This window comes from Micromonospora sp. NPDC050276 (assembly GCF_044459545.1).
Classification (GTDB): Bacteria; Actinomycetota; Actinomycetes; order Mycobacteriales; family Micromonosporaceae; genus Micromonospora.
Window position 1 is genome coordinate 147,260 of record NZ_JBITJA010000002.1, and the last position, 23,091, is coordinate 170,350.

23 protein-coding genes are annotated in these 23,091 nt (G+C 69.9%); 12 read left to right on the plus strand and 11 right to left on the minus strand.

Features of this window, described 5'->3' with window-relative positions:
- Positions 1-19: 19 nt before the first annotated feature.
- From ACIBF8_RS03920 to ACIBF8_RS03930, 3 genes are read right to left on the minus strand one after another with little or no spacing between them, the layout of a single operon-like run.
- Complete coding sequence (locus ACIBF8_RS03920) at positions 20-586, minus strand: TetR/AcrR family transcriptional regulator (protein ID WP_396780846.1); 567 nt, start codon at positions 584-586, stop codon at positions 20-22.
- Positions 587-638: 52 nt separating this feature from the next.
- Complete coding sequence (locus tag ACIBF8_RS03925; RefSeq protein WP_396780847.1) at positions 639-1,304, minus strand: hypothetical protein; 666 nt, start codon at positions 1,302-1,304, stop codon at positions 639-641.
- 50 nt (positions 1,305-1,354) lie between these two features.
- On the minus strand, positions 1,355-3,760 hold the full coding sequence (locus tag ACIBF8_RS03930) for a PEP/pyruvate-binding domain-containing protein (RefSeq protein ID WP_396780849.1): 2,406 nt from the start codon (positions 3,758-3,760) through the stop codon (positions 1,355-1,357).
- 120 nt (positions 3,761-3,880) lie between these two features.
- On the opposite strand from ACIBF8_RS03930, the gene ACIBF8_RS03935 reads away from it, so the two are divergent.
- Positions 3,881-4,540, plus strand: a complete 660-nt coding sequence (locus tag ACIBF8_RS03935) for a M23 family metallopeptidase (protein ID WP_396780851.1) — start codon at positions 3,881-3,883, stop codon at positions 4,538-4,540.
- Between the two features lie 72 nt (positions 4,541-4,612).
- Positions 4,613-4,843, plus strand: coding sequence for a DUF2188 domain-containing protein (locus ACIBF8_RS03940; protein WP_354942245.1), 231 nt, complete (start codon positions 4,613-4,615; stop codon positions 4,841-4,843).
- A gap of 144 nt (positions 4,844-4,987) precedes the next feature.
- On the opposite strand, the gene ACIBF8_RS03945 is transcribed toward ACIBF8_RS03940, so the two are convergent.
- Positions 4,988-6,010, minus strand: a complete 1,023-nt coding sequence (locus tag ACIBF8_RS03945; RefSeq protein WP_396780852.1) for a DUF4331 family protein — start codon at positions 6,008-6,010, stop codon at positions 4,988-4,990.
- Positions 6,011-6,177: 167 nt separating this feature from the next.
- Entirely contained in the window at positions 6,178-7,434 is a 1,257-nt protein-coding gene (locus ACIBF8_RS03950; protein ID WP_396780853.1) for a family 16 glycosylhydrolase, read from the minus strand.
- A 378-nt stretch (positions 7,435-7,812) separates the two neighbouring features.
- On the opposite strand from ACIBF8_RS03950, the gene ACIBF8_RS03955 reads away from it, so the two are divergent.
- Positions 7,813-8,211, plus strand: a complete 399-nt coding sequence (locus ACIBF8_RS03955) for a hypothetical protein (RefSeq protein WP_396780854.1) — start codon at positions 7,813-7,815, stop codon at positions 8,209-8,211.
- Positions 8,212-8,241: 30 nt separating this feature from the next.
- Here the strand turns inward: ACIBF8_RS03955 and ACIBF8_RS03960 are convergent, their stop codons facing one another.
- Together ACIBF8_RS03960 and ACIBF8_RS03965 are read right to left on the minus strand one after the other, a co-directional pair.
- Positions 8,242-8,547: a hypothetical protein gene (locus ACIBF8_RS03960; RefSeq protein ID WP_396780856.1), complete on the minus strand. Its 306-nt coding sequence runs from the start codon at positions 8,545-8,547 to the stop codon at positions 8,242-8,244.
- A gap of 194 nt (positions 8,548-8,741) precedes the next feature.
- Positions 8,742-9,362: a TetR family transcriptional regulator C-terminal domain-containing protein gene (locus ACIBF8_RS03965; RefSeq protein ID WP_396780858.1), complete on the minus strand. Its 621-nt coding sequence runs from the start codon at positions 9,360-9,362 to the stop codon at positions 8,742-8,744.
- A 68-nt stretch (positions 9,363-9,430) separates the two neighbouring features.
- On the opposite strand from ACIBF8_RS03965, the gene ACIBF8_RS03970 reads away from it, so the two are divergent.
- The 8 genes from ACIBF8_RS03970 (at position 9,431) to ACIBF8_RS04005 (ending at position 18,833) form a co-directional block, all read left to right on the plus strand.
- Positions 9,431-10,147: an SDR family NAD(P)-dependent oxidoreductase gene (locus ACIBF8_RS03970; RefSeq protein ID WP_396780860.1), complete on the plus strand. Its 717-nt coding sequence runs from the start codon at positions 9,431-9,433 to the stop codon at positions 10,145-10,147.
- Positions 10,148-10,176: 29 nt separating this feature from the next.
- On the plus strand, positions 10,177-10,416 hold the full coding sequence (locus tag ACIBF8_RS03975) for a 4-oxalocrotonate tautomerase family protein (RefSeq protein WP_396780862.1): 240 nt from the start codon (positions 10,177-10,179) through the stop codon (positions 10,414-10,416).
- 141 nt (positions 10,417-10,557) lie between these two features.
- Positions 10,558-11,733 (plus strand): alcohol dehydrogenase catalytic domain-containing protein, encoded by a 1,176-nt coding sequence (locus ACIBF8_RS03980; protein WP_396780863.1) that lies wholly within the window; start codon positions 10,558-10,560, stop codon positions 11,731-11,733.
- 544 nt (positions 11,734-12,277) lie between these two features.
- Positions 12,278-13,825, plus strand: coding sequence for a multiple monosaccharide ABC transporter ATP-binding protein (mmsA, locus tag ACIBF8_RS03985; protein ID WP_396780864.1), 1,548 nt, complete (start codon positions 12,278-12,280; stop codon positions 13,823-13,825).
- Positions 13,822-15,120 carry a multiple monosaccharide ABC transporter permease gene (gene mmsB / locus ACIBF8_RS03990; RefSeq protein ID WP_396780865.1) on the plus strand — a complete coding sequence of 433 codons (1,299 nt, stop codon included), beginning with the start codon at positions 13,822-13,824 and terminating at the stop codon, positions 15,118-15,120. The genes mmsA and mmsB overlap by 4 nt, the downstream gene beginning before the upstream one ends.
- Positions 15,121-15,172: 52 nt before the next feature.
- On the plus strand, positions 15,173-16,276 hold the full coding sequence (locus tag ACIBF8_RS03995; protein WP_396780867.1) for a substrate-binding domain-containing protein: 1,104 nt from the start codon (positions 15,173-15,175) through the stop codon (positions 16,274-16,276).
- A 112-nt stretch (positions 16,277-16,388) separates the two neighbouring features.
- Positions 16,389-17,651, plus strand: coding sequence for an ROK family protein (locus ACIBF8_RS04000; protein ID WP_396780869.1), 1,263 nt, complete (start codon positions 16,389-16,391; stop codon positions 17,649-17,651).
- A 93-nt stretch (positions 17,652-17,744) separates the two neighbouring features.
- Positions 17,745-18,833, plus strand: a complete 1,089-nt coding sequence (locus ACIBF8_RS04005) for a DNA glycosylase AlkZ-like family protein (protein ID WP_396780870.1) — start codon at positions 17,745-17,747, stop codon at positions 18,831-18,833.
- 48 nt (positions 18,834-18,881) lie between these two features.
- Here ACIBF8_RS04005 and ACIBF8_RS04010 read toward each other — a convergent pair whose 3' ends face one another.
- Genes ACIBF8_RS04010 through ACIBF8_RS04020 form a run of 3 tightly spaced genes read right to left on the minus strand, consistent with a single transcriptional unit; the run spans position 18,882 to position 21,186 of the window.
- Positions 18,882-19,871: an ABC transporter permease gene (locus tag ACIBF8_RS04010; protein WP_396780871.1), complete on the minus strand. Its 990-nt coding sequence runs from the start codon at positions 19,869-19,871 to the stop codon at positions 18,882-18,884.
- The gene (locus tag ACIBF8_RS04015) at positions 19,868-20,758 is read right to left on the minus strand and encodes an ABC transporter ATP-binding protein (protein ID WP_396781241.1); all 891 of its coding nucleotides are present in this window, start codon (positions 20,756-20,758) and stop codon (positions 19,868-19,870) included. The genes ACIBF8_RS04010 and ACIBF8_RS04015 overlap by 4 nt, the downstream gene beginning before the upstream one ends.
- Positions 20,759-20,778: 20 nt before the next feature.
- Entirely contained in the window at positions 20,779-21,186 is a 408-nt protein-coding gene (locus ACIBF8_RS04020) for a GntR family transcriptional regulator (RefSeq protein WP_030335957.1), read from the minus strand.
- A gap of 192 nt (positions 21,187-21,378) precedes the next feature.
- Here ACIBF8_RS04020 and ACIBF8_RS04025 point away from each other — a divergent pair, with 192 nt between their 5' ends.
- Positions 21,379-22,647 (plus strand): Nramp family divalent metal transporter, encoded by a 1,269-nt coding sequence (locus tag ACIBF8_RS04025; protein ID WP_396780873.1) that lies wholly within the window; start codon positions 21,379-21,381, stop codon positions 22,645-22,647.
- 71 nt (positions 22,648-22,718) lie between these two features.
- Here ACIBF8_RS04025 and ACIBF8_RS04030 read toward each other — a convergent pair whose 3' ends face one another.
- The gene (locus tag ACIBF8_RS04030) at positions 22,719-22,991 is read right to left on the minus strand and encodes a hypothetical protein (protein ID WP_396780875.1); all 273 of its coding nucleotides are present in this window, start codon (positions 22,989-22,991) and stop codon (positions 22,719-22,721) included.
- Positions 22,992-23,091: the final 100 nt, after the last annotated feature.

A 23,091-nucleotide genomic window follows, 5' to 3' on the forward strand; every position in this document is an offset into this window, starting at 1 on the left:
ACGCCCAGCTCCGACGAGATCAGCCGAAGAGCAGGTCGAGGTGGGCGTCCAGCGCGCCCAGCGCCTGGTCGGCGGTGTACTGCCCGCCCAGCAGGTAGAGCCCGAGCCCTTCCATCAGCGCCAGCAGGCCGGCCGCGGCGGCGGCACCGTGACGGTCGGGCAGGAGGCTGGCGATGAAGCCGGTGAACTGCGCGGTGTCCTCGTGCAGGCGGGGTGCGGTCGACGGTCGTACCGCCGTGTAGGCGAGGAACGCGAGCGCCACCCGCCCGTCGTCGCGGGTGCGTTCGTCGAGCGGCAGCAGCGCGGCGAGCATCGTCCGCAGCAGCAGCCGAGGCGACGGGTTCTCGCCCAGCCGGGCCACCGCCTCGGTGATCCGGATCTGGCTGCGCTCCCGCACCACGCTCAACGCGAACGCCATCATCTCGTCCTTGGTCCGGAAGTAGTGCTGGACCATGCCGGCGGACACGCCGGCCTCGGTCGCCACGTGTCGGAGGCTGACCGCCTCCAGGCCCTGGTCCGCGGCGACCCGCATCAGCGCGTCCGCGATGAGGGTGCGTCGCTCCTGGTGATCGACCTTCTTGGGCATGGCCTCGATCGTTTCACAGTGGGTGACCCGGACACCTCCGCGGCGGCGGAGGTTACCGGCTGACGGTGTCGTTCGCGGAGGTGCCCCGCGCGCTGCGCAGCAGGCCGTCCGGGTCGTCGGCGTACAGTCGCAGCTCGTTCATCGGGGTGGACCCGGTCTTCGACAGATCGAAGATCAGCGGCCGGCGGAGCAGGACGTCGATGCTCGTCTGGCTGCCGACCGCGATGGACACCACCCGACGCTCGCCCTCCTGCTCGACCTGCACGGACCGGCTCGACGGGAGCGAGCGGTAACGCTTGCGCAGGGCCTCGACGTCCGTCCACGGGATCCAGAGGTCGATGCCGGAGCTGAGCCGCACGCGCAGCCCCCGGTCGCCGACGACGTGGGGGTGGATGGTCATGCTGGCGAACAGGCCGATCATCCAGAGCACACCCCAGATGCCGAGGCCCAGTACGATCCAGCGGGCGGGCCGCCACGGCACCACGTGGGTGACCACGATGTCGAAGATCGGGATCTCCACGACGGACAGGCCGATGAAGATGCCGAGGATCGGCTTGACCACGCCGAGGTAGCCGAACGGCTCGTCACCGGGCCCCAGCGGCAGGGGACGGCGTCGGGCCCACAGGTACAGGCTGCGCCACATCGCGGCCTCGGCTTCGGCCGCCCGACGCAGCAGCGGGCCCACCCGCGCCCGGGTCGGCGCCTTCGTGTCGGTCATTGTCGTCCTTTTCGCTCGGGGTCCGACGGTCTTTTCGTTCGGGGCGACGGTCAGTGGACGGTGATGGTTCCGGCGTTGCCGTCCACGGTGACGAGCTGCCCGGTGGAGATGGTCCGGGTGGCGTCCGGCACGCAGATGACGGCGGGGATGCCGTACTCCCGGGCGACCGTCGGGCCGTGCGCCATGATCGCGCCGGTCTCGGTGACCAGCGCCGCCGCGGTGAGGAACAGCGGGGTCCAGCCGGGGTCCGTGGTCGCGGCGACCAGGACGTCGCCGGGCTCGACGTGTGCGGTGCCCGGGTCGTGCACGACCCGGGCAGGGCCGGTCACCCGGCCCGCCGACGCGCCCACGCCGGCCAGGGTCCCGTCGCTGGCCGGCACCGCCGGCAGGATGGTCTCGACATCGGTGCCGTCGGAGAGCAGCGCCACCGGCGCCGTCCGACGCCGCAGCTCCCGGCGGTGCACCGCCCGTCGGGCGGTGACTGTGCCGCGCAGGTCGACACCCTGGTGTACGACGGTGTGCACCTCGTCGAGGGTCAGGAACATGATGTCGTCGGGCTGGTCCAGCAACCCGGAGCCGTGCAGGTCGGCGCCGATGAGCAGCAGTTGGCGGCGGGCCTCGCGCAGCGGGTACAGCCCGGCGAACTTGCCGGCCTCGCGTAGGCCGGCCAACGACCGCGCCCGGCGCAGCAGGAAACCGGCGAGCGTCCCCCGCACCGGCCGCCGACGTCGGGCCCGCGTGGTCAGCTCCCGCAGCGCGTGCTCCGCTGCCGCGGCGGCCCGTTGGAAGCGTTGGTCGGGGCCCTGCCCGGGATCGGTGACCCGCAGGTAGTTGGCGACCGCGGCGAAGACCGGTGTGGGGTCCTCCGCCCAGCGGGGCACCCCGAGGTCGACTTCGGCGGCGCCCCGGTGACCGTAGGCGTCCAGGAAGGCCGCCATGCCGATGTCGGGCAGCGTCCCTCGCAGGTAGCGCGCGGCCAACTCGGCTGGCGGGGTGTCGAGGAGAAGCTGGCGGTGATCGCCCGCGCCCTGGGCGAGTCGCCACAGGGCAAGGTCCATCTCGATGGTGACGTTGTGCGGCATGCCGCCCAGCACGGCGTGGATCTCGTCCGGGCCGGCGACGCCCTTGAGCAGGGCGGTCGGCAGCGCGGCGGCGAGCATCCCGGCGACGATCGGCCACATGATCGCGTCGGCACTGTCGTCGGCGTCCTCCACCTTCTGCACGAAGCGCAGCCGGTCGGCGGTGGTGCGCAGGTCGGCGGGGGCGGCTGACCGTACTCTGAGCTGCTCGATCGCCTCGAACATCCGGATCCGTGCGGCCTCGGGACGGGCCAGCGCCCGCAGGATCCCCACCACCGCGCGGCCGGCCGTCCGCAGCGACGCGGCCCCCGGCCCCCCGTCGCGCCGGGTGCCGCCGCTGCTCGGGGCGAACCGGGGGTCCGCCAGCACGTGTTGCATCACCGCCTGGGCGCGCGGCCCGAAGTCGACGGCGAGGAGCTTTACCAGTCGTTTGCGGGACGACCTGTCCCGTGCCAGGTCGGTCAGGTCACCGTAGAGGCGGCCACCGATGTCGACGATCTCGACCCGCACGCCGAGCGCGGCGAGCATCGCGGCGATCTGCCTCCGCAGGGTCGACATGCCCATCGGGGTGACCGGTTGCAGCATGCCCTGCACGTGCCCGAACTCCAGGTAGACGCGGGGGAGGGGCTTGTCGGTGGGCGGCGGGAGGGGGAACAGGCTGGTGATCGGCCGGGACTGGAGCAGCCACAGGACGTCGTCCGCGTCGATGGCCCACTCGACGTCCTGTGGGCGGCCGAAGTGGGTCTGCAACCGCTCGCCGGTGGCGCGTAGGCGGTCCAGCTGCGCGGACGTCAGGCATCCGGCGTCGTCGCGCGTGACCTCGTCGAGGACGTAGTGGTCGACGGTGGCGGCGCCGTCCACCACGGTCGTGCCGAGGCCCGCAGCGGCGTCGACGGCCATCTCGTCGCGGCGCCCGGTGAGCGGGTTCGCGGTGAACAGCACGCCGGCCACCACGGGGGTGACCATGCGCTGCACGACGACGGCCATCCGCACCGTCCGATGATCGATCTCGCGGGCGTCGCGGTAGGCGGTCGCGCGGTCGCTGTGCAGCGAATCCCAGCACTTCTCGATGGCGGCGATCAGCTCGGTGTTGCCCGTGACGTTGAGGACGGTGTCCTGCTGCCCGGCGAAGCTGGCGTCCGGCAGGTCCTCGGCGGTGGCGCTGGAGCGCACCGCCACCGGGCCCGCCCCGAGCCGCTCGTACGCGTCGACGACCTCGGCCGTGGGGATGACGCCGAGCCGGTGCGCCTCGGTGGTGACACAGAAGCCGTCGGGCACCTGCTCGCCGCGCCGGATCAGCTCGCCCAGCCCGGCCGCCTTCCCGCCGACCAGGTCGGTCATGGCGGCGGTCACCTCGGACAACGCGATCACGTGCATGGCAGCCCACTCTCTTTGCAATACAACTGCATTGCATCAAACCGTAGCTCGTTCGCGATGCGACTGCAATGTCTCCTCGGCGGTGTGTGGCCCGGAGTCGGGATGTTGTCGGGATCTGCCATGCTCGGGCCGGTGACGACTGGCCGCCCCACCCGAGCCCGTTCCCACCGCCGCCCGCGAAGCCGCACCCTCCGCATGCTCCTCGCGCTCGTCGCGGTGGCGGTCGTCCTGGGCGTCGCGGTCGTCGTCGTGCCGATGCTGCGACCGGCCGGGCCGCGCCCGCTCTTCCAGATGCCGGTGACCTGCGGCGAGACGTGGCAGCTCAGCACCTACCCCGGCCACGACGACTACGACGTCGACTTCTTCCCCACCGAGGGCGAGGCGTGGGGGCGGCCGGTGCTCGCGTCGTACGCCGGCACGGTCACGGTGGCGGGCATCAACGGGTCGCTGGGTGGGCGCACCCCGGAGAACCCGGACGGCCCACGAGGGCGCGGCGGCGGCTACTGGGTCAAGATCGACCACGGCGGCAAGTGGGAGACGCAGTACCTGCACCTGCTCGAACCGCCACTGGTCACGGTCGGGCAGAAGGTCGCCCAGGGTGACCAGATCGGGCGGCTCGGCAGCACCGGCAACTCCGGCGCACCACACCTGCACTACGAACAGCGACGCGGCTGGGAGAAGGTCGAGACCCACTTCGACGGCACGCCGTCGGGCATCACCACCGACGAACGCGAACAGATCCTCCGGCGGACGAGCAACAACTGCCCGGCCGTCTCCTGAGGACTGCGGTTTGCCCGGCGCGTCGTGGGGCACTGATTCGGGGGACAGTTCAGACGCAGGGAGGGGTCGGCCATGGCCAAGGGTGACGTCGACACGTACCACGAGGACGGGCAGTGGAAGAACAAGCCGGAGGGTCACGAGCGGGCCACCAGCACGCATGACGTGAAGGCCGACGCGCAGGCCCAGGGTCGCGAGATGGCGGCCGACCGTGGTGTCGAGCACGTGATCAAGAAGCAGGACGGCACGATCGGGGAGAAGAACACCTACCCCCGCAGTCGTGACCCCCGCGACATCGAGGGCTGACAGCTTTCGTTTTCTGGACTGGCCTCCTCGGCCTGGCTGAGGAGGTCATTCCTCATGCGTACGGGTGTCTGAGCTGCCACGTCCGGGGAAATATGGGCGTTTTGGGCTCGGCGGCGCTCTGGCCACCAAGCCCTTTGGGCAGATTCAGGCCGGCACCACGTACGGGAACGTGGCGGCGCGGGCGGCCTTCGTGACGTCCGAGGTGAGGCCGGACGTCGTGCCGGTGTTGAGAATCAGGGAGAACATCACCTCGGGTGCGTTGTCCGCCATGGTGCGGCCATTGCGGACCGCAAAACCGAAGTTCGCGGCCGTGCCGACCTTGTACGACAGCAGGTCGGGGTAGAGCTGCCGGGCGACGTTCCAGCCGTACGCCTGCGGGTCCGGCGCGGTGCCGTTCGCCTTGACGACCCCGGCTACCGCGCTCGCGATCTCCTCGCCGCCCTCGGTGAGGTCACTGCCGGGGTGCCGGAAGTTGGCCGGGTTCGAGAAGTCGGTGTCGTGTGGCCAGAAGATCGGCCACATCATGGGGTGGCCAGCGCGGTTGATCTGGCGCCAGCCGCCCGCGTCGGTGGCCAGCATGGTGCGACACCACACGCCGATCTCGGTGCCGTCGCGCAGCAGTGGCTCGTCGTGGGAGACCTCAAGGACGATCGACTCGACGGTCGTGCCGGCGAAGCTGTTCTTCGCCTGGTCGACCCGCCACGCTGAGCGGTCCACCTTCGATCCGTTCTTGACCGCGCCGTTGATGGTGGCGAGTTCGTCGAGGTCGATGAAGAAGGGGTCGGTGATCCGCCCGGCCCAGATCCGGACGTTGCTGCCGGTGGTCACCTCGCCGGTTCGCCCCTCGGCGATGGGGGTGCCCATCGCGGCGTCGTCGCGGGCGTCCGCTCCGGTGAGCTCGTACAGCTGGAGGGCCTGCCGAGCGTCGCCGTCCGGCTCGCCGAAGGCGAATCGGTAGGCCAGGTCCTCCACCTCCGCGCCGTTGATGTGGATCTTGATCTCGTAGCGGGCCTCGGCGTGGAAGCCGCGCTTGATGTCCGCCTTGGTCACCGAGCTGTTGACGTTCATGACGAACACCGTGGCGCGGTCCCCGTTGAACACGTACAGGTCGTCGATGTACAGCTGGCCGCCCTGGGCGGCGAGGGGGGTGTCGAGGTGGTGCGACATGAGCTCACTCCCGGAACTGCCGTATTTGGGACCAATCCGACCATAGTGGGCGGGAGCCTGGCTCTCCGCTCATCGCGCCGATTCGGTTCAACCGGGTGAGCGGGGTGCGCATGGCGGTGGACCGCCCGAGGTGTTCTCGGACGGCCCACTCACTCGTGTCCGCGTCGTCAGATGCGAGACCACTTCTGGTTGGCGGCGCCGATGCAGTCCCACAGGTGCAGCTTGCCGCCGTTGTTGGGGTTGGCTTCCCGTACGTCCACGCACTTGTTGGCGTTGACGTTGACCAGGTCGCCGGCGGCGTTGAGGGTGAAGCGCTGTGCGGTGTTGCCGTTGCAGCTGACCAGGTTGACCTCGGTGCCGTTGGCGGTGCCGGCCCAGGCCGGGTCCATGCACTTGCCCATCGCGCGGATGGTCCCGTCGGAGGCGAAGGTCCAGCTCTGGGCCGCGGTGGTGTTGCAGTCCCAGATCTGGAGCTTCGCGCCCTCGACCGGGTTGGCACCGGGGATGTCGATGCAGCGACCGCTCTGCGCTCCCCTGATCCGACTGGTGCCGGGAGCCGGGTCGCCCCCGCCCGAGGTGTAACCGGACACCCGTACGTAGTCGACGAGCATCTGCTGCGGGAACTGCGTCGAGCCGTCCGGGTAACCGGGCCAGTTACCGCCGACCGCCACGTTGAGGATCATGAAGAAGGGGTGGTCGAACACCCAGCGGTTGCCGCCGAGGCGGGCGGGATCCACCCGGTGGTACTGCACCCCGTCGAGGTACCAGGTGATCACGTTCGGTTCCCAGTCCACCCGGTAGGTGTGGAAGCCGTCGGCGAGCGGCGACCCGAGGGTGCGGCTGCCGGTGATACCGCCGCCCCCGGAGTAGCCGGGCCCGTGCACGGTGCCGTAGACGGTGTTGGGCTCCCGGCCGATGTTCTCCATGATGTCGATCTCGCCCGCGTCGGGCCACCCGCCGCCGGTGCCGAGCATCCAGAAGGCCGGCCAGATGCCCTGACCACGCGGGATCTTGATGCGTGCCTCGAAGCGCCCGTACGTCTGGGTGAAGGTGGCCGCCGTCAGCAGCCGCGCCGACGTGTACTCACAGCGCCCGTAGTGGCACTGGTAGTTGGCCGGGTTGTCCCGACGGGCGGTGATCACCAGGTTGCCCTGGCCGTCGTGAACGGCGTTGCTGGTGCTGTTCGTGTAGTACTGCCGCTCGTTGTTCCCCCAGCCGCCGCCGCCGATGTCGAATCGCCATTTGTTCTGGTCGACGGGCGTGCCGGCCGGGGAGTTGAACTCGTCCTGCCAGCTGATCGGGCCGATGGCGGCCTCGGCCCGGTCGGGGTGCACCGGGAGGACGAGCGCCGCCGCGGTCGCCATGAGGGCGACCGCCAGGAGTACGAGGGGGCGGGAGCGGAGGCTGGGCCGGGCTGTGAACACGGGAGGCTCCTCAGCGTGGGGGTGGTGGAGGCGGGTTACCAGGGTAGAGAGCGCTCTCTAAAGCGAAGCATGTCGATATCATGCCTTTCTGTCAAGAGTGTTTCCAATATCACGCCCGTCCGTTACCGCCCGATGCTGCCCAGTGAGCGGCGGAGCGCCGACCCCGGTCGTCAGCACGACATCGATCGATGGCTCCGAGATGGACGGCGCCGGCCCATCGACGAAGTTCGGCGCGGCCGGGCGTTACTCGATAGCGGTCGAATCGACCCTTCCTATTGCCGTGGGGCGTCCACCCGGGACAGGATGACGAGGCGTGCCGGAAACGTTCCCGTAACCTGCGCGCTGCTGGTCTCTGTCACAAGGAAGTGGGAGTCAGTCATGAGCGAGGCGTCGACGGCGCTGGGTGTGCGCCTCTACCCGGATCTGGTCGAGCGGGGTGGCCTGGCCCCCGCGCTCATCGAGACCGCTACCCGCCACGGGCTCGATGTCGGCCGGGTCGCCGCCCCGGAGCAGGGGCGGGCCCGGTTCACCTGCGCCGAGCTGCACTCCGACGAAGGCGTGGTCTGCGTGGGGCTGGGCTCGCAGGCCCGATACTTCATGATCGACGTTCGCGTCTCGGGAGAGGTCCTCGCGCGCGGTGACGTCATGGACCTGGTGCAGGTCGCCCAGGTGGCCGCCGCCTGGCGGGCCGGCCTGACGGTCGCCGAGCTGACCGCCCGGTTCCCGTTCATGGAGGAGATCAAGCACCGCCCGGCGCCGGTGGCCCAGGTCAGCTAGCCAGGCGGCAGGGCTGCGCGACCGGGCAGGTCAGCAGCGCAGTCGAGGCGGCAGCGGTGACTCGGCACCGACGTCACGGCTGAGGTAGGTCGACTGGGCGAAGGCGGCGAAGCGCTCCGCGTCGGTCGCCGTGGAAGCCAGTCCGAACGAGACGCGGACCGCGCCGCCCGTCGGCAGATGCAGCGCGGCGAGGTACCCGTACACCTGGACCAGTGGCCCGCCGGTGTCGTACCGCAGAGCGGTCAGCCGTTCCAGCAACCATTCGGTGAGCAGACCGACTCGGGCATGCACGAGATCCACGCCGATCGAGTCGAGCCAGCGCAACCCGAACTCCACGTCGGGATGCTCAGGAAGTTGAGCGTGCCGTCCTCGAACGCCGACTCGTCGTCCATCGGCCGGTGCCAGTCGCCCTGCACGCTGACCGCGCGGATCATCCTCGGGGAGTGGTCCGCCTGAATATCGTGCCTCGCCGATGTTGCTGAGCGGTCGCTCGGTACGCCCGGAGTGGACGCTCAGCGACTGTCGTCCGTTCAGTCGGCCGTGGTCCGCGCCTGCGCCGGAACCTGGAGGAGATCAAGGCAGTTGCGCCACAGCGTCTCCAGCTGGCTCGGATCGTTGAGCAGCTTCGCGAGCAGGACCCGCCCCTCGATCTGGGCGACGATGGACCGGGCCGCCTCCCGGCTGTCGACCGATGAGCCGGCCAGGCCGCGCTCCTTCGCCTCGATGACGACCCGATCGATGAGGGTGATCTGCTCCTCGAAGATCTCCTGAAGCCGACCGCGGATCTCCTCGGCCTGGTTGCTGAGTTCGAGGGCGAGGTTGCCGAACAGGCAGCCGGCGACCACGCCGGCCTTCTGTTGGCCGGCGCGCTGGACCTCCTCGGTGGCCTCGAACAGGTCCCGCAGCCGCTGTAGCGGGTCGCGTTCGCTGCCGAGCAACTGCTCCCACTGGCGGCGCTGGGTGGCCCAGTGCTCGTCGATGACGGTGCGGGCGAGTGCCTGCTTGGACTCGAAGAAGTAGTAGAAGCTGCCCTTGGGCACGCCCGCCACCGCGCAGATCTCGGCCACGCCGAGCGCCGTGTAGCCACGCTGCTCGATCAGCGTGGCAGCCGCGTCGAGGATCTTGTTCTTCGCGTCACTGGTCCGTCCCATGCTTTGAAGATACACGACCGGTCGGCTAGGTTTTAGTAGACCAGTCGTCTAGTGGAAGTGGTTTCCTCATGAACAGCAGTCAGACCCCGAAGGTCGTAGTGATCACGGGCGCCTCCCAGGGCATCGGCGCCGACCTCGTGGACGCCTATCGCAAGCTCGGATACGGCGTCGTGGCGACCTCTCGCTCGATCGGGGCGTCCGACGACCCGGAAATCGTCACCGTCCGGGGCGACATCGCCGAGGCCGACACGGCGCAGCGGGTGGTACGTGCCGCGCTGGACCGTTTCGGGCGGATCGATACCCTGGTGAACAACGCCGGCGTCTTCGTCGCCAAGCCGTTCACCGACTACACCGACGAGGAGTTCGACCTGGTCACCGGCGTGAACCTCGCCGGGTTCTTCCACCTCACCCGACGCGCCCTGCCGCACCTGGTGACCGGGGGTGCGGGGCACATCGTCAGCATCACGACCAGCTTCGTCGACCAACCCAACTCGAACGTTCCGTCGGCGCTCGCGTCCCTGACCAAGGGTGGACTCAGTTCCGCCACCAAGTCCCTGGCCATCGAGTACGCGACTCGCGGCGTACGGGTCAACGCCGTCGCGCCCGGCATCATCAAGACCCCGATGCACCCGGTCGAGACGCACCAGGGGCTCGCGGGCCTGCACCCGGTCGGCCGGATGGGCGAGACCAGCGACGTGGTCGACGCGGTCCTCTACCTCGAGTCCGCCCCGTTCGTCACCGGCGAGATCCTGCACGTCGACGGCGGTCAGAACGCCGGCCACTGACACCACCCACAGCGAAGAAAGGGCAGACGATGCCGATCGTGACCATCCAGATCACCCGCGAGGGCAGCACGGCGGGCGCGTCCGCGGCGACCGCCGAGGAGAAGGCCGCCCTCATCAAGGGGGTGAGCGAGCTCCTGCGCGACGTCCTGAACAAACCGTTGACGTCGACCTTCGTGGTGATCGACGAGGTCGAGACCGAGAACTGGGGTCGTGGCGGCCTGCCGGTCGACCAGTTCCGCCAGCAGCAGAGCGTCCAGGCGTCCGAGTAGACGCATCCGGCGCCTCGGCGTGGGAGAGGGGCCCGTGGCGGCGGCCGGTGGATCATCGGCCGCCGCCGCGCGGGCTCTGCGGGCATGAACGGCTCGACCGGGGGAAGACCGGCCGTTCCAACGCCGAACAGGAGAGCCGGGATGAGAGCCGTCGTCTACGCCGACGTCCGGACCGTCGCCGTGCGGGAGGTGCCCGACGCGACGCTGGAGGCGGAGACCGACGCGCTCGTGCGCATCACCTCCACCGCCCTCTGTGGCACCGACCTGCACATGTACGACGGGCGGACCAGCGCCCAGCCCGGCATGGTGCTCGGTCACGAACCGCTGGGCGTGGTGCAAGCGGTGGGCAGTGCGGTGCAGACCGTGCGGCCGGGCACCCGGGTGGTGATCCCCACGCACCTGTTCTGCGGAACGTGCGTGATGTGCGCCCGAGGGCTCTCGGCGGCCTGCCTGCGGGCCCGGGCCGAGGGGCCGGGTGCGGCCTACGGGTACGCCGGAATGGGTCCGTACCGGGGCGCGCAGGCCGATCTGCTGCGCGTGCCGTGGGCCGACGCCAACTGCGTACCCGTGCCCGGCGAGCCGGGGGACGCGTACGAGGACGACTTCGTGCTGCTCGCCGACGCGTTCGTCACCGGGTGGCACGCCGCCACCCTCGCCGAGGTCGCACCCGGTGACACCGTGGCGGTGTTCGGCGCCGGCGCCATCGGCCTGCTCGGCGCGTACTCGGCGCTGCTTCGGGGCGCCAGCGTCGTGTACTCGGTCGACGGCGTCGACGCCCGGCTTGACAAGGCCGGTGAGATCGGCGCCGTACCGATCGACTTCCGTCAGGGCGACCCGGTCGAGCAGATCCGCGCCGATCGGGCCCGGCACGGGTTGCCGCTCGGCGAGGCGAAGTTGGGCGGGGTCGACAAGGTCATCGACGCGGTCGGTTTCCAGGCCCGCAATCGGGAGCAGCCCGACCAGGAGTGCCCGAACCAGGTCATCTCCGACGCGTCCCGGTTGGTCAACGCCGCCGGTGCGATCGCGGTCGCCGGGGTGTTCCCGGACCAGGACCCACACCCCGGCCCGGGCGCCGACGGTCACGAGAACCTGGTCGCGCCGTGGGGTGCGCTGTTCAGCAAGGGGGTCACGGTCCGGTTCGGCCGTACCCACGACCGCCGTTACACCGTCCTGCTGCGGGACCTGGTGGTCGCGGGCCGAGCCCGGCCCAGCAGGATCGTCACCCACCACGGCACCCTCGCCGACGCACCCGAGCTCTACCGCCGGTTCGACCGCCGGGAAGCCGGGGTGATCAAGGCGGTGTTGCGGCCGTCCTGACCAGCCGCCACCGCCGGCGCGGTAGGGGCGGACCGCCCCGATTCGCCCTTAAGGGACCTTAAGTCGCAGGTCCGCTTCCTGGTCGTGAGCCTGACGAGACGATCATCGTCGATCCGGCCCGTGGGCAGAGGCGTGGGTCACACCGTCGACCGGAGGCCGTCGTGCTGTCGTGGGACCAACATCGGCGCCGCGGCGCAATCAAGATCGTTCAATGGTGCGAAGTACGCCGGCTGGCGCCCTGCTCTGGCGGATGGCTGGATCGTGCCTGGTGGCGGGCCTGTGGAGGATGGCGGGAGTCGATCGCCGGGTCGTCCTTCATTTGACAACGTTGCCACCGGCAGGCGAAGGTGCCGGGAGGGGCTGCTGAGGTAGCTGTGACGAGCGAATACTGCGCTACGTCTATATTGCCGGATTGTTACTTTTTCAACAGTCTCTCGCCTTGCGGATGGCCCTCCGGCCGCAATACGTTGCCGTCAACAACAAAACCAAGTGAAGGTTCAACCTTCCGGAGGCAACCGATGACGTTGGCGAGGTGGTACGAGCGATGAGCGACGTGCCCATCCTCCTTGAGATGCGCTCCATCACCAAGGAGTTTCCCGGAGTCAAGGCCCTCTCCGACGTCAACCTGGTGGTTCGCGCCGGCGAGATCCATGCCATCTGCGGCGAGAACGGCGCGGGCAAGTCCACCCTGATGAAGGTGCTCAGCGGGGTGTACCCGCACGGCACCTACGACGGCAAGATCATCTACCAGGGGTCGGAGAGCAAGTTCTCCGACATCCGGGCCAGTGAGAACGCCGGCATCGTGATCATCCACCAGGAGCTCGCGCTCATTCCAGGGATGTCGATCGCCGAGAACATCTTCCTCGGCAACGAACCGCGCAAGCGGGGCGCGATCGACTGGAAGGCCGCGAACCGGATGGCGCTGGACCTGATGGCCCGGGTCGGTCTGGAAGAGGACCCGGACACCCTGATCAAGGACATCGGGGTCGGCAAGCAGCAGCTCGTCGAGATCGCCAAGGCGTTCGCCAAGGACGTGAAGCTGCTCATCCTGGACGAGCCGACGGCCGCGCTGAACGAGGCCGACTCCCGGCACCTGCTGGACCTGCTGCGTGGCTTCCGGTCGCGTGGCATCACCTCGATCATGATCTCGCACAAGCTGAACGAGATCGAGGCGATCGCCGACCAGATCACCATCCTGCGCGACGGCCGGACCGTGGAGACCCTCGACGTCAAGGCGGACGGGGTCGACGAGGACCGGATCGTGCGGGGCATGGTCGGCCGCGAGCTGAGCAGCCGGTTCCCGGACCACACCCCGAAGATCGGCGACGTCTTCTTCGAGGTCCGCAACTGGAACGTCCGGCACCCGATCTCCGCCGAGCGACAGGTCTGCAAGAACGAGAGCTTCGTGGTGCGCCGCGGCGAGATCGTCGGCTTCGCCGGTCTCATGGGCGCGGGCCGCACGGAACTCGCGATGAGTGTCTTCGGCCGCTCCTACGGGGTGTACGAGTCGGGCACGATCATCAAGGACGGCAAGGAGATCGTCCTGAAGTCGGTGGCGGACGCCATCGACAACGGTCTCGCGTACGTCAGCGAGGACCGCAAGGCGATCGGCCTCAACCTGCTCGACGACATCAAGTCGTCGACGGTGGCGGCCAAGCTGTCCAAGATCTCGCACCACGGTGTGCTGAGCGAGGTCGAGGAGTACCAGGCGGCCGAGGCGTACCGCAAGGAGTTGCGGACCAAGGCCCCGACGGTCGACGAGAGCGTCTCCAAGCTCTCCGGCGGCAACCAGCAGAAGGTCGTCCTGGCCAAGTGGATGTTCACCGACCCGGACCTGCTGATCCTCGACGAGCCGACCCGCGGCATCGACGTGGGCGCCAAGTACGAGATCTACGGCATCATCCAGCGGCTCGCCGACCAGGGGAAGGGCGTCGTCGTCATCTCCTCGGAGTTGCCTGAGCTGATCGGGCTCTGCGACCGCATCTACACCGTGTTCGAAGGCGCCATCACGGGCGAGATCGCCCGGGCCGACGCCACCCCGGAAAACCTCATGAAGCAGATGACCTCGACGAAGAAGATGCTGACACGATGAGCCGATTGAAGGACCTTCAGAAGAACCTGTTCGGAGGTACCACCTCCAACGCTCGCCAGTTCGGGATGATCTTCACCCTGGTGGCGATCGTCGTCCTGTTCCAGATCCTGACCGACGGCCTCACCCTGCGGTCGGACAACCTGATCGCGCTGTTCCAGCAGAACTCGTACATTCTGATCCTGGCCATCGGCATGCTCATGGTGATCGTGGCCGGGCACATCGACCTCTCGGTCGGCTCCGTCGCCGCCTTCGCGGGCATCCTGGTCGCCAAGTCGATGACCGAGTGGGACCTGCCCTGGCCCGTCGCCATCCTGTTCGGTCTCGCGATCGGCGCGATCATCGGCGCCTGGCAGGGTTTCTGGGTGGCGTACATCGGGGTGCCGGCGTTCATCGTCACTCTGGCCGGCATGCTGCTGTTCCGGGGTGGCAACCAGTACATCGGTAACGCCAACACCATCCCGGTGCCCGAGGGCTTCCGGGAGATCGGCTCCGGCTTCCTGCCCGAGTTCGGGCCGAACACCGGCTACAACAACGCCACGCTGTTGCTCGGCCTGGCCGCGGCGGTGGCGGTGGTGTGGCGCGAGATCCAGGCCCGCAACACCCGTCGGGCCATGGACGCCGACCCGGCGCCGATGTGGATCTCGCTTCTGCGGATGGCCATCATGGTCGGGGTCATCGCCTTCGCCTCGCTGCGCTTCGCCAGCGGTCGCGTCGGCACCAGCTTCCCGATCTCCGGCATCATCCTGCTGGTCCTGGTGATCGCGTACTCCTTCTACACCCGCAACACGGCCGGTGGCCGCCACATCTACGCGGTGGGCGGCAACTCCCGGGCGGCCGAGCTGTCCGGCGTGAAGCTCAAGCGGGTCAACTTCTTCGTCATGATGAACATGTCCGTCCTGGCCGCCCTGGCCGGCATGATCTTCGTGGCCCGTTCGGCGGCCTCCGGCCCGCAGGACGGCAACGGCTGGGAGTTGGACGCCATCGCCGCGGTCTTCATCGGTGGCGCGGCCGTCTCCGGCGGTATCGGCACCATCAGCGGTTCGATCGTCGGTGGTCTCGTCATGGCCGTGCTCAACAACGGCCTCCAGCTGATGGGCGTCGGCACCGACCGGGTCCAGATCATCAAGGGTCTGGTCCTGCTGCTGGCCGTCGCGATCGACGTCTACAACAAGAGCCAGGGGCGCTTCTCCATCATCGGGAGCCTGATGCGGCCGTTCCGCCGCGACGACTCCGTCCCACCCGCCTCACCGCCGGACGCGGAGCGCGAGCCCGCCAAGGCAGCGGTGTCCGGCTGACGGTCACCGACCTCACCACCCGGTTACACATCCAGAAAGGCAAGTCCTCACCATGCGTAAATTCTTCGGCACGTCGGTGGTGGCCATCAGCGCCGCCGCCATGCTGGCCCTCGCCGGCTGCGGCTCCGGCCGCGACGGCGACTCCGGCTCCGGCGGCGAGGCCGCCAAGGGCTTCCCCGCGAACTCCCTGATCGGTGTGGCCCTGCCGGCCAAGACCTCGGAGAACTGGGTCCTCGCCGGTGACCTGTTCACCAACGGTCTCAAGGAGGCCGGTTTCCAGGCTGACGTGCAGTACGCCGGCGCGTCGACCACGGTCGCCGACCAGCAGGCCCAGATCACCGCCATGACCACCAAGGGCGCCAAGGTCATCGTCATCGGCGCGACCGACGCCGCGCAGCTGTCGACCCAGGTCGCCGCGGCGCACGCCGCCGGTGCCAAGGTGATCGCGTACGACCGGCTCATCACCAACACGCCGGACCTCGACTACTACGTCGCGTTCGACAACTTCAAGGTCGGCCAGCTCCAGGGCCAGGCCCTGCTGGACGGCATGAAGGCCAAGAAGCCGAACGGCCCGTACAACATCGAGCTGTTCTCCGGCTCGCCGGACGACAACAACGCCGGTGTCTTCTTCAACGGCGCGATGGACGTGCTCAAGCCGGAGATCGACAAGGGCAACGTCGTTGTCGCCTCGGGTCAGAAGGACGTCAAGCAGACCGCCATCCAGGGCTGGAAGGCCGAGGGTGCGCAGGCCCGCATGGACCAGCTGCTGACCTCGACCTACGGCAACAAGGAGCTGGACGGCGTCCTCTCCCCGAACGACACCCTGGCCCGCGCCATCCTGACCTCGGTCAAGGGTGCTGGCAAGCCGATCCCGGTCGTCACCGGCCAGGACTCCGAGGTGGAGTCGGTCAAGTCGATCGTCAAGGGCGAGCAGTACATGACGATCAACAAGGACACCCGCAACCTGGTGAAGGAGACCATCAACATGGTCAAGGCTCTCCAGGCCGGCGACAAGCCGCAGGTGAACGACACCAAGTCCTACAACAACGGCAGCAAGGTCGTCGACACGTTCCTGCTCCCGCCGGTCGCCGTCACCAAGGCGAACGCGGCTGAGGCGTACGCCAACGACCCGAAGCTCGCGCCGCTCACCAAGTAGTCACCGCACGATAGGTAGCAACGCCGATGGGTCCCGGGTCTCCTCTTCCGGGACCCATCGTCGTCCCTGCACCCCCGCGCCAACCGGCATCGACCCGGAAGGAGGTCTGACCGTGGCGACACCAGTCCGGGCCAGGCCAGCCGGCGTCGGCCGCAACACCGAATCCCCGCTGCCGTCGCCCCCCGGCGCCAGCCAGGAGGAGATCCGGCGGCAGAACCTCGGCGCTGTGCTGCGCTACGTCCACCTGCACGGACCGACGTCCCGGGCCGAACTGACCAGCCGGCTCGGTCTCAACCGAAGCACCATCGGTGCCCTCGCGGCCGACCTGGTCACCAGCGGCCTGGTCACCGAGGAGGCACCGACCACCACCCGCCGCGCAGGCCGACCCTCACTGGTGGTCAGTCCCCGCTCCGACCGGGTCTACACCCACGCGTTGAGCATCGACGCGGATCGGCTGCGCGCCGCCCGGGTCGGCCTTGGTGGGCAGATCCTCGATCTGCGGGAGATCCCTCGACCCACCGGCATGTCGGCGCTCGACGCCGCCGGTCCCCTCGCCGACCTGGTCCGAGACATGGAACGCTCGGTGGCCGTCGACGCGCTGCTGGTCGGCGGGGCCGCCGCGGTCACCGACACCACCCGGGACCCGGACGGGAGGATCCGGATCGCCAGCGTCGACGAGACGCTGGGCGCCGCACTGGAGGCGGAGTTCAGCGCCGGGCCCAGCTTCGTGGCCGGCGACCTGGCCGACATCGCCGGCCTGGCCGAGCACGTCCGGGGCGTCGCGGTGGGCATCGACGACGTCATCTACCTGCACGGCGACCTGGGCATCAGCGCTGGCATCATCGTCGGTGGCCGACTGCTGATCGGCCACCGGGGGCACAGCGGCAAGGTCGGCCACATGGTCGTCAACCCCAACGGCCTGCCCTGCGGCTGCGGTTCCCGCGGCTGCTGGGAGACCGAGATATCCGAAGCCGCGTTGCTGCGGCACGCGGGCCGTGATCCGAGCGATCGCGCCGCGGTGGCCGAGGTGCTGCGCGCGGCGGCGGATGGCGACCCGACCGCCCGGAGGGCGGTCGAGCAGGTGGCGGACTGGCTCGGCTTCGGCGTGGCCAACCTGGTCAACGTGGTCAACCCGGACGCCGTCGTGTTCGGTGGCTCGTTACGCGACATCTTCACCGCCGGAGCGGACGTGGTCCGCGAGCGGCTGGACACCATGCCACTGCCCGCCTCCCGTGCGCACCTGCGGCTGCGCGCGGCTGCGCTCGGCCGCGACGCCGTCCTGATCGGCGCCGCCGAGCTGGCCTTCGACAAACTCCTGGCCGACCCGCTGAACGTCGGCGTCGCGGGCCAGGTCGGGGCCGCCGATTCCCGGTAGTCGCGCGACTGTCCGCCGGCCCACCGTCGCGCGTCCTTGCGCCCCCGGCTGCCGCTCAGCGTCATGTCGGTGGTCGCCGTTAGGGTCGGCGGCGTGGATGTGCACCGACTCGATCGGGCCCAGGCGCGGCGGATCGCCATCCGGGCCCAGCTGCTGGCTGCCCCGCGCCCGCCCGACCTGCTGACGATGGTCCGCCAGCTGACCCTGGTGCAGATCGACCCGACCGCCGCCATCGCGCCCAGCGCCGACCTCGTCTGCTGGAGTCGGCTCGGCTCGTCATACCAGCCAGCGCAGCTGCGCCAGGCCCTCGAACAGGACCGGACGCTCTTCGAGCACCAGGCCATGGTGCGACCGATGGACGATCTGGGGCTCTTTCTCGCGTCGATGGCGGGGTCGCCCGGTCATGAGCGCCACCGCGAGTGGCTGCGCGCCAACGACTCGTTCCGGCGGGACGTGCTCGACCTGCTCGGCCGGTCCGGGCCGCTGCTCTCCCGCGACATCCCCGACACCTGCGCGGTGCCCTGGCCGTCGTCGGGCTGGACCAACAACCGCAACGTCACCCAGATGCTGGAGCTGCTGGTCCTGCGTGGCGAGGTCGCGATCGCCGGCCGCCGGGGCCGACAGCGGTTGTGGGACGTGGCGGAGCGGGTCTACCCGGCCGGCACCCCCGCCGTCGAGCTGGAGCAGGCGCGTCGGCTCCGCGACGAGCGTCGGCTGCGGGCGCTGGGCATCGCTCGGGCGAAGGCGGTGGTCGTTCCCGGCGAGCCGGCCGAGGTCGGTGACGCCGGTGAGCCAGCGGTGATCGAGGGCGTCGCCGGGGTGTGGCGGGTGGACCCGGCCGCGCTCGGGCAACCGTTCACCGGGCGTACGGCGCTGCTGTCGCCGTTCGACCGGCTGGTGCACGACCGGGTCCGCCTCGCGGACCTCTTCGAGTACGAGTACGTGCTGGAGATGTACAAGCCAAGGGCGAGTCGACGGTGGGGCTACTTCGCGTTGCCGATCCTGCACGGCGATCGGCTGGTCGGAAAGGTGGACGCCACGGCCGAGCGTCGGCGGGGCGCGCTCACCGTGCACGCCATCCACGAGGACGTGCCCTTCACCCCGGAGGTGACCCGGGCCGTGCACGAGGAGCTGCACGACCTCGCGTCCTGGCTCAAGCTGAGCGTCGAGGGCGTGCGTTGACGGGTGATCGCCGAGCCCCCGTGGCCCCGGCGATCACCCGTTGCCCGGCTACGCGATCCGGCGGATCCGGCGCACCGCGAGATAGAGCAGGAGCAGGGCCAGGGCGACGAAGATGCCCGTCTCGATGCCCTGGAACAGCCAGAACCGGTCCGCCGGCTGGTACAGCTGCCAGTTGTACGCGCCCGGTTCGAGGCCCAACTCGGCCCCGCAGACCCGACCGGTCGGCCCCTTCCCACCCGGCGGGCACTGGATCTGGGTGTCCTCCGCGATCATCGTCCCGTCGGGGTTCCGGACGCCCTGGGTGAGGACCCAGTCTCCCCGGTCTATCTTCGGTGGCCCTTCCGCCTCGATCGGGAAGGTCTTGGTGCGAGCGGCCTGGTAGTGCGGCCGGGCCAGGATCTCCACCGCCGCCCGTACGCCGATGAACCCGGCGAGGGTGATGCCCATGGCGGGCAGCATCCGCTTCCAGACGGTGCCGGCGAAGACGCCGAGCGCGACGGCGAAGAGGGTGTAGCCGATCGGGACGATGCCCTGCAGGTCGAAGACGATCATGCCGAGCCGGCCCTCGTCCGCGGCCTGGGTGAGCGGGTCGACCCACCACGACATGCCCAGCCCGTAGATCGCCGCGAGGACCAGCACGGCCCCGCCCACCAGCCCGAACTTCACCAGGGCCCAGCGGGTCCGGCCGACGCCCTGGGTCCAGACGAACCGGTGCGTGCCGTGCTCCACCTCGCGGGCGACCAGCGGTGCACCCCAGAAGAGGCCGACCAGTGCCGGCAGGGTGATCAGCAGCACGGCCACCAGGTTCAGGCTGCCGTACTGGTTCCCGAAGCGGCGGAAACCCGCGTCGCAGGCCTCCCGGGTCGCCGGCGCCACGTTGGTGTCCGCGAGCTGGCGTGCGCAGTCCGCCAGCCCGAGGTCGGCGAAGGTGTGCCGCATCGACAGGCCGATCGGCACCAGCAGAGCGGCCAGTGCCGCGAGCCCCAGCAGGGTGTAGAGCGCCTGCTTGCGGTGTTGCCGCCAGGTCAACCAGATCATGCTGCTACCCCCCACTCGCTGTGACTGCTCTGCGTGGTGCCGTCGGCCAGGTAGGCCAACACGACGTCCTCCAGGCTGACGTCGCGGACCGCCCAGGCCGGATCGGTGACCGGCCCGTCGGTGCGGACCAGCAACGTGGACTGCCGGTCGGTATGGCTGGCCCGGACCACGGCGGCGACGCCCCCGATAGCGCCGCCGTCGTGCCGGGGACCGACCAGTTGGCGGTGCTCGGCGACCAGGTCGTCGACCGCGCCGGTGAGCTGCACCTGGGAGGCGTTGAGCACGATCAGGTAGTCGCAGACCCGTTCCAGGTCGGCCAGCAGGTGCGAGGAGAGCAGGACGGTGGTGCCGGATTCCGCGACGCTGCCCATCAGCGACTGGAGGAACTCCCGCCGGGCCAGGGGGTCGAGGCTGGCGACCGGTTCGTCGAGCAGCAGCAGCCGGGGCTGCTTGGCCAGCGCGAGCGCCAGCGCCACCTGGGCCCGTTGACCGCCGGAGAGTTTGCCGACCGGCTTGTCCGGTGGAATGCCGAGCTGCGCCAACCGGGTACGGGCCAACGCCGCGTCCCACCGCTTGTTCAGCTTGCCGCCGGCGGTGACCAGTTCGGCGGCGGTGAAGTCCCGGTACAGCGGGGTGTCCTGGGCGACGAACCCGATGTCGGCCAGGCCCTCGGTGTCGCCGTACGGCGACCGGCCGAACACCCGGACCGCGCCCGCGTCGGGCTTCAGCAGGCCGACGGCCAGGTGCAACAGCGTGCTCTTGCCCGCGCCATTCGGCCCGACCAGCGCGGCGATCCGACCGGCCGGTAGGTGCAGTGAGCAGTCCCGTAACGCCCAGGTGCTGCCGTACCGCTTGCCGAGCCGGTCGGCTTCCAAAACCACGTCCATTCCTTGTCCTCTCGTTGCGCTCATGCGGGCTCCTTCTGCGGGGCGTCGTCGGCGAGGGTGGCGCGCAGCGTCGTCTCCACCAGGGCGATGACGTCCTCGGCCGTGAGGCCGGCAGCTTGCGCCCGGTGCAGCCAGGCGACCAGGTCGTCGCGCAGCTCAGCCTGGTTGGGCAGGGACGCGCCGGCCAGGGTGCGCTGGACGAACGTGCCCACCCCGGGTCGGCCACCGACCAGGCCCTCGATCTCCAACTCCCGGTACGCCTTCAGCACCGTGTTCGGGTTGATCGCCAGGGATTGCGCGACGTCCCGAACCTTCGGCAACTGGTCGCCTGGTGTCAGCAGACCCACCCGCAGTGCCTGTTTCACCTGCTGCACGAGCTGCATGTAGGTGTTCACCTTCGACCGGCTGTCCAGTACGAACTCGATCACTCCCGATGATCCTTCCTGTTGTCCTACGACAGTAGGACTAATAGACAGCTTCGTGGGAGAGTCACCGGCTGTCAAGTCCGTTGCGGCGCGACGCCCCCGGCCGTGGTGGCACCGGTAGGCCAGGAGTTGGCACCGACGGGTCAGTGCGACGGGAAGGGACCGGTGGCAATCCGCGTGGACGGGAGGTGTGCGATGGTCACCAACGAACTGACGACGTCGAGGGCGACTCCACTACAGGCTGCTCGCGCCCGGGGTCGGGTGCGCGGGCGGCTGATCCTGCTCGGCCCGGCGTTCGTCGCCGCCGTCGCCTACGTCGACCCGGGCAACTTCGCCACCAACTCCGCCGCCGGTGCCCGCTACGGCTACCTGCTGGTCTGGGTCGTGGTGGTGGCCAACCTGATGGCGATGCTGGTGCAGACGCTCACCGCCAAGCTGGGTCTGGCCACCGGGCGCAGCCTGCCCGAGCTGTGCCGGGAGCGCCTGCCCCGGCCGGTGAACCGGATGATGTGGGTGCAGGCCGAGTTGGTTGCCATGGCCACCGACCTGGCCGAGGTGATCGGTGGGGCGGTCGCCCTCTATCTGCTCTTCGGCATCCCCCTGCTGCCCGGCGGGATCATCATCGGCACGGCCGCGTTCGCCGTGCTCGCGCTGCGCTCGCGCGGGTACCGCGCCTTCGAGATCACCATCGCCGTGCTACTCGGTGTGATCGTCCTGGCCTTCGCCGCCAATCTGCTCGCCTCCGGCTCCGATCCCGGCTCGGCCATGGCCGGTCTGGTGCCACGCCTGCAGGGCACGGACAGTGTGCTGCTGGCCGCCGGCATCCTCGGCGCGACCGTCATGCCGCACGTCATCTACGTGCACTCCGCGCTGACCCGGGACCGCATTCCCGCCGCCGACGACACCGAGCGTCGGATCCTGTTTCGCGGTCAGCGCACCGACGTACTGCTCGCCCTGAGCGCGGCCGGCGCGGTCAACCTCGCCATGCTGCTGATCGCCGCGGCGAGCTTCCGGGGCGGTGGCCCGGGTGGCGCGGACAGCCTGGAGGGGGTGCACGCCGGGCTCGGCCAGAGCATCGGCACCGCGGCGGCGTTCGGGTTCGCCGTCGCGTTGCTGGTGTCGGGGCTCGCCTCCACCAGCGTCGGCACCTACGCCGGTGAGGTGATCATGCAGGGTTTCCTGCGGCGGCGGGTCCCGCTGCTGCTGCGGCGGCTGGTGACCCTGCTGCCCGCTCTGGCCGTGCTCGCCATCGGCCTCGACCCGACCCGGGCGCTCGTGTTGTCCCAGGTCATCCTCAGCTTCGGCATCCCGTTCGCGCTGATCCCGGTGGTCGCCTTCACCCGCCGACGCGACCTGATGGGCAACCTGGTCAACCATCCCCTCACCACCGCCGCCGCGTCCCTGGTGGCCGTGTTGGTGGTCGCGCTCAACACGTTCCTGCTCTGGCAGGTCGCCGCCGGCTGAGCCGGCTGCCAGCACTGCCGGCTGAGCCGGCTGGCCAGCACTGCCGGCCGGGCCGGTCAGAGCGGGCGTGGTCAGGTGCGACGGCCCTCGTCGCGGGCCGGGATCTCCTGGCGCTGTTCGAGGGCGTCCGCGGGGTTGGCGTCGGCCGGCAGCGACGTCACTTCCTCGAGGGTGCCCGCCGGGAACGCGCCCTGCTCGGCCAGGTCGGCCTCGCCCGCTTCCGGGTCCACGTCACCCGACACCCGGTCCGGCGGCCCGACGTCGAACGCGTCCTGTCGTTGCTCAAGGGCATCCGCCTCCGGAGGAGGGATCGTGCCGCCCTGTTCATCCCGGTACGTGCTCATCGGAGCCTCCCACCCGGCGGGTGTCGACATGCCGCCGGGCCGCTGCCTACCCGCCACCGCCGTAGTCAGGCCGCCACGCCGCCAAGATCTGGGCAGCTTC